Here is an 11,039-nt window from a genome sequence, read left to right on the forward strand (position 1 = left end):
GTTTAAAGTATTTGATTGAGTTGATTGAGCACATCGCTGGATTTGCTATGCAGTACATAGCTGTAGCCGAGAAATAGACCTACCCAAAGCACGATAAAGCCAGCAAACACAGACCAAACAGGCATCTGTCTGCTTAGGGTATATTTCGCACGCACCACATGATCGGTCGGACGGGTTAAGTCTTGTGGCTCGCTCTCTTCCAAGCTGCTCAGCAGTTGATGCAGGCGGCTGATCACTTTTTCGCGCTCAGCTTGTCCCCCTTCCATCACACGGTATTTGCCTTCAAAGCCCAAAATCAGGCAATGATAAATAAAGGCCAATAGCGCTTGGTAACGGTGTGGTTCACCCTCAAGACGGCTCAAAATCGTAAACACTTTCTCGCCACCCCACGTTTCATTATGGAAGCGTGACAGCATGGAGTGCTCGGCCCATAAACTGGACGCGCCCCACTCGGTTCCCATCACGGATTCATCCAAAAAGGCGCACAAGATGTAGCGATAGGCCATCAAAATGGCGTGTTCGTAACCTTGCTCCGTCAACTCAATTTCAATCGCTTTGATCTCTTCAATCGTCTGACGGTAGATCTGTTCAATGTTGTCGCATTCGGTGAGGGTACGAACCCGCAGAGAAAGCCCAAACAAGGGTGTCGCGGCATCAATCAGCACATTCGGATTGTCCCCACGCAATTGGAACCAGTAGTCTTGGTCGTGGTTAATTTTTTCCACATCGTCGAACAACAAACTGGCTAATGGCGTCTCTTTTTTACTCTGTGACATGGTTAGCTCCTGATAGCCCAGAATTGCAGCTCAAGATCGTCAAAAGCTGCAGCAACGTGGAACGCAAAACCGCTGGAATGAGTCAACATCGCCCATGCAGCGCTGGTTTTATCCAGTTGGTAGTAGGTGTAGCCAGCGTGGTAAGGCAATTGGCGCGGTGCGACGGGTAATGGCGTCAATGGAATACCCGGCAGTTGCAGTGAGATGAGTTCACGAATTTTCTCAACCGATGCCACTTTGGTTTGCTGAGTAAACAGACGGCGTAGCTCATCCAACGGCATGCGAGCTTTAACCGCGATGATAAACTCTGCACTCTCCATCAGTTGCGGATCATGGATTGGCGCAACCATCAAACCGTACTTACGTTTATCCAGTTGGATAGAGACGGCACGCGGCTCTAGCACCACGCTCAAGCTCTGACGCAAGCTGCGGATCAGCGGCTGGAAAGAGTGGCTGGGTGAATCATGGTTATAGCTTGGCAAACTGGGCGGCAGACGACTTTCGTCAGTAAAGGTAGCCAGCTCACCACACACACACACGAGAGACATTCAAACAGACGCTCTGGGTGTAAGCTGCGCAGCTCTGCCAAATGCTTCATTTGTGGTTGCAGACGGTTTAAAGCTTGCAGCAGCATAAAGTCCGAAACATCAGCAACCCCACCTTGTGCTGGAGAGCTGATCCGCTGAGCAATATTTTTCGCTCGCTCACGCATCAGGCCTGACATCTCATTAATAAAGCGGTGCAGCGCAGAGATGCCCACCACATTCAAGTGACAAGGGATGAAATCCGGATCGAGCACCACACTGCCATCAGGACGTTTTTCTAAAATACGGCCAATAGCAATTGAGGCATACGCACTGCGATCCTCTCGCTCAAGCATGAGTTGCAAACGCACAGGGGAAACATCAATCGTCGTGGTATCACCCTGCACGCTGTGGACATCACGCACTTCGAGACGACGGCTGACATAGCGCCCCGTACCACGCTCTTCTGGCCAGTTAATCTCCATCAGCGACTCACTACGTAGCGGTACGGCTAAGTAGACAATCTGGTTTGCCAATGACGCATCGGTCACTTCGAGCGCATCGGGAAGATGATCTTCTTGAGGAATACGAAAGGTGGTGCCATCGGGCATCACGCCGACCGCTCGCTCAATCGCAATACGGCCAAACGAGAGGTATTCCGGGTTGAGCGACAACTCGGAAATCCCATACAAGTAACGGCTCACGGTGCTCAGGCGCTCGTCTAGGCAGTACTCCGTATATCTCTGCTGTTGCTGGAAATGTTGCGGCTTAATAAATAGCCCTTCATTCCAGATCACTCGGTTACGCGCAAACATCGTTTGTTATTCCACCCTATCCAATTTCACATCGTAGTCTTTAAACAGCATCAGCAAGTGATACTCTCGCCCTTTATTGATCACCTTGACCGCTTTCTTCCATTCGCTGAGTTCAGGCTCGGCAAAATGAGCCATCACGCCGATGTAGTTGGTCTCCTCATCGACTTCGAAAGCGTTGACGAATTTGAACTGCCCTGGAGTCAGTACATAGTCGTAGTTTTTAACAAAGTTACTGCGCAGCGCTTTTTTATAATCGGTTTTGATCTGGTCGTAGTCGGACGACATAAACATCGAGTCATCCTTTAGCTCAAAAACTTGAATTTCTATCGGTGACGCTTCACCCCAGATGTTCGGGTTCACCCCTTCATCGCTGACTAAGCTAAAAGTCACCTTGGTCGGCTCTTTCGCAGGCTCGTACTTATCCGACGAACTGCACGCGGTCAGCACCGTCAAGGCAAACAGCATCCACAGCACTTTGTTCACGGTTATAGCTCCAGTTGCTTCTCGCGAATTTTGCGATCGTAGGCTTGCTCAAAGATCTCCCAAAACAACTTCTCAAAGCCGCGTTGGCGGTTAGAGGTCAGCTCTTGGTAGTAGCTGCAGTACATATTCCACGCCCAAGCATCCGTGGAAGTTTGTGTGGTATCAGAATTGCGCTTGTAGTGGTGGAAACGGCGCAGCATCACCTGTGGTGAGAAAGCGTTGAGAATTTGGCTCAAGGCTTCTGACGTGGCGAACTGCATCGCTTCATTATGATCGCGAACGGTTTTTAGGCTTTCAGCAATCGCCGCAGGGGCAGAAAGGTGCACGACGCTCTTATCAGCATCGTACAGAGTGCGGATCGTCTTTTCATAGGAGAGGCCTAAACGCAGCGGGTTATCTTCAATGGGTTGCAGATTACGGTTCAAAGTACCGAAACGGCTTTCACTCACTTGTTGATGCAAATCGAGTAAACCGCGCACACAAGCTTGCAAAGACTCACCCAGCTCTTGCGATAAAAGATGCATACGATTCATATCATTTTCATCACTCAGGTCTACGCCGAGCCCTTCCAAGATCGGACCTGTCACCAAGTGGTTAGCTTGGCTGGTTGAGCTTGTGTGCATAGTGGAATACGCGCTTTTCTCCAACTGCGGTTGGAAACTTTTCGCGACTTCCTCTTCTAACAAATCCAGTACTTTTTCATCCATTGTGAAGCCCTCTGATACGTTGCTTTCGCTGGTTTTATATTGAGAAATTGTGGGGGTGGCAGAAGTCACGTTCGGTGCTTCTGATTTGGTTTGCTTAGCAAAGGTGGCCTTCGCAAAACCAAGAATTTTCTTAAGGCGGATCGATGAGGTCATCTCATACTCACTGTCCGCTTGTGGCGTAAAATCGGCATTTTGCAGCACTAAGTTATCTTGTGGCACGAGGCTAGGTTGGGCGGATAACGGCTGCTCACTTTTAGGATCATCCAGTAAGGAGGTCGAACTGCCCGCCGCACCCATCAGGTTATCGAGCGCCTGTAATGGGTCTGTATTGGTTGGTAATTCGTGTTTTTCTGGTTCGATGTCGAGCGTCAAATCCGCTAGCAGATCCTCATCCTTAGAGGCAAACAGCGCATCTAAAGATCCATATTGTTCTTCCACTTCGATGGCGTTACCAAACAGCACTCGCAAACGGTAAGGCCCCACACTCACTTCATCTTTGTGAGTCAGACGTGCCATTTGCCCAACGCCCAGTGGCATGTCTGCCCCGTTGACATACGTGCTGCCGCAGCTGTCTTTTAAACAATACGCCCCGTCTACCATCATCACTTCACAGTGCATGGGTTTTACACTGCCTTGCGCATCGACCAAACGCCACTGCGCATTCGGCGATGAGCCGATCACCCCACCTGACGAGGTCCACGTATGCTGAGCGGACAAGCCAGACTCTAAGTGCTGAGCATTGGTGACTAATAGGGTCAACGAAGGTAATGTCACTGAGTTCATGGTTATTGCCTTACTTGAATTAACACATGTTTATTGGCTGCATCTTGGCCAAGAAACGAAGTCCAGCCGAGGGCGATATTCTGTTTCGCATCCAGACAAAACAGCGGCGCTTCCCGTTCATCCATCGCCAGCTCGAGGTCGTACGCCATCTGTTCGCGCAAAATAAACTCCACCAGCTTGCAAAGTGGCTGATACTCTTTACCGGAGGGCAAAAAATCAGCAAAACGACTGCGAGATAACCGTTTGATACAGATAATAAATTTTCCACTACAATCAATAACGGACTCGCCAATCACCGTGTCCATCCCCAACCGCGCATTCTGCTTGCCCAGCGCCAGTTGCTGACTCCGGTCAATCGATACCCGACGTCTGACCCACTGGCGAATGGAGACATCCGGTAAATCAAAACAGTGAGCAATAATGCCGGCCACGACTTGTGGCGAACGGCTACGTCCGGCCAGCGTGCCCGCGTAAGCCAGCATTTTGCACCAGTTGATCGGCGTTTCACCGCGAAGGTCAGGATCGCCCAACCCCACCAGCGCAAACAGCTGTGCAGAGAACACATCCTGCGCACCGGGCTGAAAACGTACGTAGTAACGGTATTTACGCCAAACGCGATAAACCAAATTAATCAATCGGTTATTGAAAAAATCGAGAAACGGCTGCTTATACCCCCCAGGCTCTTCCGTCACCAATTGCTCAAGGATGAACCCCGGCAGAGGTGACTGTGCACCGGAAAGGCCAAAAAAGTTGGTCAACATAACCCAGCGATCATCGTCACGCGCTTCAAGCGCCATCACATCACTAGGCGAAAATCCAAGGCTCGGGTTAGCACTGAACACCAAGCGGCAATCGCGCTCCCACTCTTCCGATTCAGGATTGATATCAGCCAGTTTTTGCAACAGCTCAACCAGTTGGTAGAAGTTGTATTCCCGTACATTGCCCGGCAAGCTCAAGGGAGAGGCTTGCGCTGGATCTGAATTCAGATCAACGGCTGCATTCCGCTCTGTGTGCCCCATGAGTACTTCTCTTGATTGCTGATGTTAACCACGACTAATTCGTGAAATGAGTTGATGCTGGCGTAAAGTGCAAAGAAATGACTGAGTACCGTACCAAACAGGAACAAATCACCTTCCGAGCCAAATCCCGCTTGATCGACATACAAAGTCGATTGCAAACCACGCACAGGCAAACCACGTAGGATTTTATCAACCGGTTTAGATTCTATTTTGACTATGCCATCAAGGCGCATCCGTGCGACACGTTCAGCTTGCCTATCGACCAAGGCGCGAAAATCGTAAGCGCGTAGCACACAGCTCAGTGCATCTTTTGAGAGCAGTGATAGGTAGTTCAGCGATAGATTCGAGATCAGCGTCCACAGTAAGCTGCCATCGAGAACCGGGCGCAGTGACTGCGAAGGCACCGTAATATTTTTGAATGTGGCAAAAGGGGGTGAGCTGTCGGTCGCCACACAAATATCCCCCACCCCAAGTTCCAATGGCAGCAAGCGATTGGTGCAGGTGAGTTTGATTGAGACGGCTTCATCTACGCCCATTGATAAGGTTTCATCACCGCGCACAAAAGAGATAAATGAATCAAAACCATCCCCCCGGATGCTCTCTTTGACTCGTGTGCGATAGTAAAGCGCTTGACGATGACGAACCCGTTCCACTTCATGTTGGAAGCTTTCAAAAGAAGAGTAGATACGCTTTTCTCCGCGGATCCGTTTGCCTTCTGACTGGGTATCTTGCCAACCAACCACTTGATCCACGCTGAAAATTTCATAGTGGGCAGGATAGCGACTGGACGGGACGATTCGATACTCTGAACGACGCCCAGTCAAATCGATCGGATCGGCATCATGCTCAAACAGATTGATGACCGGTGTGCAATAGAGTTGAAAATTGTCCTGACGCACTCGCGTATCAGCAGGCAATGTTTTCGAAAAATGGATGCGTAAGGTGAAATCACCGCTGACCGCTTTCGGTAAAGCTTTGGCAAAACCTTTTACATCAAAGAAGTGAAAGGCTTCAGGAAACGACAGGTACTCTTGCAAAATACGATAACCGTCATAGACATTCTTTGGATAAGGCAGCAAAGCTTGGTCACTTGAGAAACCGACGGTTGAAAACGCATCAGCAGGCAGTGCGAACTCGACACCCTGCACTTCAATCGTCATTTTTTGTAGATAATGGTGTAACCAAAGATAGAGAGTTTGCGAGCTGTATTTATCACCACCTAAGTAAAAACGTACGGTATCGAGCTTAGCGTCGCCTACTGTCATATCGCCCAACATGCGCAACGAGATCTGAATGGTCGTGGCTTCACGTGTGTGCTCGGCATGAACACCTTGACACTGCATCGGATATAGCGCGACATCACGGCAAGTGTTGAAATGACACGCCGTGCCAAAGACTGGCTTGCTATCCAATTGGGTATTACGTGGGATGACTTGCTTCTCGCTGACACTTTTGTCAGGTTCAAACGCCACCACACTCATGCTCGGGATAGGGCGCAGATAATTTGGCCACAGCATGTTAATGATGGAGTGAGTAAGTTCAGGGAACTCATCCTCCACCTTTTCGCGCAAACGCGCGGTAAGAAATGCAAAACCTTCCAAAAGACGCTCAACGTCAGGATCGGTCGTACGGCCATGAAGAAAACGCGAAAGCTGAGGGTGAATTTCGGTAAATTCTTTCCCCTGCTCTTTTAAAAAAGCGAGCTCTTCCCTGAAATACTTGTCTTGCGTCATAGAGGTTAAAACACTCGATATTTTCTGCTTTGATCCAATAACAGACTGAACTGGACTTTTTCGTGTAACGCTTCGCTATTGATGGTCGCGGTAATGTGGAACCTTAAAGTCAGCGAGTTAAAGCTATCTTGATCCGCTCGAGTTAAACGCGGCTCATAGCGCTCAAGGCACTGTTGAATCGCCAATTTAATTCGCACGGAGAGATCTAAGGTTTCCAGCGTTGCATCATTAAAATCCACCAACCCGAGATGAGGGGCACTTTGCGCTCCACCAATTCGAGTGTTCAGAATGTTAGAGACATTCCGTTTGATCGATTCGAGTACATCCCACGCGTCTGGCCCACGGGTCAGCGACATAGGTTTGGCGTTGGCTTCCAAACGTTCGAAAAAGCCAACACCAAATGCACTCTCTTCAGGTGCGATGTACGTCATAATCAGGCTTGATCAAGACGTCCAACTAATGACAACTCAAAGTTCGCACCCATGTACTTAAAGTGAGGACGAACCGAGAGCGACACCTGATACCAACCTGGATTGCCTTCCACATCCATCACTTCAATGCGCGCAGCACGAAGTGGACGACGGCTACGTACGTCTGCAGGTGGGTTCTCTTGATCAGCAACGTATTGTTTGATCCATGAGTTCAGTTCACGCTCAAGATCTTGACGCTCTTTCCAAGCACCGATCTGCTCACGTTGCAGAACTTTCACATAGTGCGCCAAACGGTTGATGATCATCATGTACGGCAACTGGGTACCCAACTTGTAGTTGGTTTCCGCTTCTTTGCCTTCTTTGGTATTTGGGAAAACCTTAGGTTTTTGAATGGAGTTTGCAGAGAAGAACGCCGCGTTATCACTGCCTTTACGCATAGTAAGAGCAATAAAACCTTCTTCCGCCAGTTCAAACTCTTTACGGTCCGTGATCAGGACTTCGGTTGGGATCTTGCTTTGCAATGCACCCATAGATTCAAAGACATGCACCGGCAGATCTTCAACTGCACCACCACTTTGTGGACCGATAATGTTTGGACACCAGCGATATTTAGCAAAGCTATCCGTCAAACGAGTTGCGAAGGCAAATGCCGTGTTACCCCACAGGTAGTGCTCGTGCGAAGCACTGACGTTTTCCGCATAATTGAACGACTTCACTGGATTTTCGATTGGATCGTAAGGAACACGCAGCAGGAAACGAGGCGCAGTCAAACCAAGATAGCGCGCATCTTCCGATTCACGCAATGAACGCCATTTGGTGTATTTCGGGCTTTCAAATGTCGACTTGAGATCTTTAATGTTAGGCAGTTCTTCAAAAGAATCGATACCAAAGAATTCAGGACCTACGCTTGAAATGAAAGGAGCATGCGCCATGGCACCCAGTGCGCCCATGTATTGCAGCAGCTTCATATCTGGCGTTGAAGGGGTAAACGCATAGTTACCAATGATCGCGCCAACAGGTTCGCCACCAAATTGACCATAACCGGCAGAATAAACGTGCTTGTAAAGACCGGACTGAGCCGTTTCTGGAGCAAACTCGAAATCTTCCAGCAGTTCATCTTTGGTTACGTGAAGGATTTCGACTTTGTTATTTTCACGAAAATCAGTGCGATCCACGAACAGCTTCAAACCGCGCCACGCCGATTCCATCGCTTGAAATTGCGAGTTGTGCAGGATTTCATCCATCTGTGCACTGATTTTCTTATCCAGTTCAACCAACATTTGGTCAACCAGAGATTTGTTGACAGGCTCAGCAGAGTGTTGTGAACCCATAAGATTTTCGATAAACGCTGCAACACCTTTTTTCGCGATGTCGTAACCCTCTTCGCTTGGTGCGATACGGGTTTGCGCCATAATTTCATCAAGAAGGCTGCCTTGAGCAAGCTGTGGCCTTTCCAATACCTTTTCAGTCGTAGACATCATTAAGTTCCTAATGAGTGATTAATTGATTAATAACGTTTGCTTACGCTTGTGGCTCTTCTTGACCACTGAGCAGATTCAGTTCTGCCAACAGTTTTTCTCTCGACTCTTCTGAGTTGAGTAATGACTGTAAACGCTCACGAAATGCGGGAATGTTGCCTAGCGGCCCTTTAAGGGCAACTAACGCTTCACGCAACTCAATCAATTTTTTCAGTTCTGGAACTTGTGATGCCACCGCATCAGGAGCGAAGTCGGCTAAGGATTTGAAATTGAGTTCAACAGGAAGCTCGGCATTCTCATCATCAGTCAGCTTGTTTTTCACCGTGGCGGTGATTTTCAGCTCGCTCTCGCGCATTACGGCTTCAAAGTTGTTCTTAATCTACCGTGACTGTTGCACGCTCTTCCAATGGGGTTTGCTCCGCATGCCCTTTGAAATCACCTACAACTAGGGTTTTGAGTGGTAGCTCAACCTCAGCCTGTGCATCCCCCGTCGCCGGAATATACTTGATATTAATCCGCTCTTTGGGAGCTACACTTCCTTCTTTAGACATATTACGTCTCCAATACCTATGCCAAACGTTGTCAATGAAACAGTTGATTGAAATCATTCAATCAACCAAGAATCTTGAACTTATCCTTAGTGATAACTAAGGGCTCTCATTTCAAAATATGAAATAGAGTCAATCACTTCCGTGACACTGTGAGAAAATAAATCCCACACTAAGCCATGTCACAGAGTGTTGTTGTATTTTGATATATTGATGAAAAATGGGCTTATTATGCAAACTTATCATTAGCAGCTTTTTGCTGCCATGTATCAGTTATCTGGTATAAATATTGTTTGCGGTGATCTAATACCCAATAAATATGAGATGGCATTCTATTCATGGAGACAAAAAAGTAATCGAAAAAAAACCCGAAGCGTGATCTTTTACCCAAAAATATATCCAATAACCATACTTAAATAATACTTAACAGGGAACTAATTATCCCAGTAAGCATCATGGTTGAAAAAAGGCTGATAATTTTCGAGTTGAAGCTCTATTTTCTCTGCAATTTCTTTCTCATGCCCATTTAATTGCATTGAAATATCGAGCAGTTGCTTTTGGCTATTTTGGTAGACATGACTCAAGCGATCGCTGCCTGCCACTTCTAAATATCGATTGAAGTAAGCCTTGGCCTGCTTAAGATCAGGCTCGACAAAACGATAAAACTCACTCTGTCCACTGAGAATACCGCCCATCGCCACCAAAGAAGTGAGATCGCCACGCTGTACTGCCTGCTGGCGCCAATAATAGGCATCTTGGTATTTACCTTTATTTTCAAGAAGTTGAATATAGTTTCTTATCGCAGGGATATAGCCCGTTTGCGCCGCTTTCAGATACGTTTTTCGAGCTTCGGTTGCTCGGCTACCAGGCATGGGATAACTGCCCTCTCCTTGCTCAATCTGTTGCGCCATAAGCATCAGAGCTGCGGGGTGTTCAAATTCAACTGCAATCGTTAAATAATGCTGGGCAAGCTTGGGGTTATCCTTTTGATGGAACAGCGCGAGCTCATAAGCGGCCTGACTCGGTTCACGAGAGCCTAATTCAATCAAAGTATCGTAATAAGTTTGTTGCCATAAACTGCGTTCTGCAGCTCTGAGCCACTCACCGTTTTGATACAACACTCGCATCGCTTGACGGCTTCCACCTTGAGCGGCGAGCAATAAATAGTGCTGGCTTTCAGGCGGGGTTCGAATGGTAGTTCGGTAGTTGGCCACTTCCATCGCGTAAAGATAAGCCGCATTAGGCTCACCAAGGTCTGCCGCGTATTTCAAATATTCGCGAGCCGCTAAGTTCTTAAATTGCGCACGTAGCAAACGACCATTTTCGTAGGCTTGCTGAGCACTCAACTGCTGCATATCGTAGTTTTTTTCTTCGCTAAAACTACGTCCTATAAACAGAAGAGTTACGATGAAAATCAGAGTCTTAACCAATGTTGACACTGCTTGCTCCCTGTAATACGCCACCACAATCGACCGCATCTCCAACCCTTGCTGCGGGTTTTCCATCAATCATCACCGTCCCAGAACCCGCAGCAATCGCTCGGCCATGCGAGGGATGCTTTGGTTTATCGTGAGGGGCCAAGGGGTCCCCAAGCCGAGCAGCTGGAATCCCATCATAACGCACAGTTGCTGAGCCTGCGGTCACTGGCGTTGGCGGGAAACCATCATGATCTGTACCTAAATGCCCTACTACGATTCCGTTACCCATATTCTGTCCTCATCGGTTAGTAAAATGTGTTAAAG

9 protein-coding genes and 2 pseudogenes are annotated in these 11,039 nt (G+C 48.1%); all 11 read right to left on the bottom strand.

The genetic code is table 11. The annotated features are described in order from the left end of the window. Nucleotides 1-2: 2 nt before the first annotated feature. The 11 genes and pseudogenes from icmH to T411_RS0107350 all read right to left on the bottom strand — a co-directional run bounded on the left by icmH (nucleotide 3) and on the right by T411_RS0107350 (nucleotide 11,004). A complete protein-coding gene (icmH, locus tag T411_RS0107300) occupies nucleotides 3-776 on the bottom strand; it encodes a type IVB secretion system protein IcmH/DotU (protein WP_000083409.1) in 774 nt (257 codons plus the stop codon). 2 nt (nucleotides 777-778) lie between these two features. Continuing rightward, a pseudogene (gene tssK, locus T411_RS01000000119175) lies at nucleotides 779-2,115 on the bottom strand (type VI secretion system baseplate subunit TssK). Nucleotides 2,116-2,121: 6 nt separating this feature from the next. Next, nucleotides 2,122-2,598: a type VI secretion system lipoprotein TssJ gene (gene tssJ, locus T411_RS0107310; RefSeq protein WP_001045311.1), complete on the bottom strand. Its 477-nt coding sequence runs from the start codon at nucleotides 2,596-2,598 to the stop codon at nucleotides 2,122-2,124. 2 nt (nucleotides 2,599-2,600) lie between these two features. Next, a complete protein-coding gene (tagH, locus tag T411_RS0107315) occupies nucleotides 2,601-4,088 on the bottom strand; it encodes a type VI secretion system-associated FHA domain protein TagH (protein ID WP_001089706.1) in 1,488 nt (495 codons plus the stop codon). A gap of 2 nt (nucleotides 4,089-4,090) precedes the next feature. Continuing rightward, complete coding sequence (gene tssG / locus T411_RS0107320) at nucleotides 4,091-5,107, bottom strand: type VI secretion system baseplate subunit TssG (RefSeq protein ID WP_000510174.1); 1,017 nt, start codon at nucleotides 5,105-5,107, stop codon at nucleotides 4,091-4,093. Further along, nucleotides 5,071-6,840, bottom strand: coding sequence for a type VI secretion system baseplate subunit TssF (tssF, locus tag T411_RS0107325; RefSeq protein WP_000189792.1), 1,770 nt, complete (start codon nucleotides 6,838-6,840; stop codon nucleotides 5,071-5,073). The genes tssG and tssF overlap by 37 nt, the downstream gene beginning before the upstream one ends. Before the next feature lie 5 nt (nucleotides 6,841-6,845). Next, the gene (gene tssE, locus T411_RS0107330; protein WP_000220998.1) at nucleotides 6,846-7,271 is read right to left on the bottom strand and encodes a type VI secretion system baseplate subunit TssE; all 426 of its coding nucleotides are present in this window, start codon (nucleotides 7,269-7,271) and stop codon (nucleotides 6,846-6,848) included. A 2-nt stretch (nucleotides 7,272-7,273) separates the two neighbouring features. Beyond that, on the bottom strand, nucleotides 7,274-8,749 hold the full coding sequence (gene tssC / locus T411_RS0107335) for a type VI secretion system contractile sheath large subunit (RefSeq protein ID WP_000108140.1): 1,476 nt from the start codon (nucleotides 8,747-8,749) through the stop codon (nucleotides 7,274-7,276). Between the two features lie 43 nt (nucleotides 8,750-8,792). Next, nucleotides 8,793-9,300, bottom strand: a pseudogene (gene tssB, locus T411_RS01000000119180) (type VI secretion system contractile sheath small subunit). Nucleotides 9,301-9,731: 431 nt separating this feature from the next. Next, entirely contained in the window at nucleotides 9,732-10,652 is a 921-nt protein-coding gene (locus tag T411_RS0107345) for an SEL1-like repeat protein (protein ID WP_001901866.1), read from the bottom strand. Nucleotides 10,653-10,719: 67 nt separating this feature from the next. After that, nucleotides 10,720-11,004 carry a type VI secretion system PAAR protein gene (locus T411_RS0107350; RefSeq protein WP_000526403.1) on the bottom strand — a complete coding sequence of 95 codons (285 nt, stop codon included), beginning with the start codon at nucleotides 11,002-11,004 and terminating at the stop codon, nucleotides 10,720-10,722. Nucleotides 11,005-11,039 lie beyond the last annotated feature (35 nt).

It is taken from the genome of Vibrio cholerae ATCC 14035 (assembly GCF_000621645.1).
Taxonomy (GTDB): domain Bacteria; phylum Pseudomonadota; class Gammaproteobacteria; order Enterobacterales; family Vibrionaceae; genus Vibrio; species Vibrio cholerae.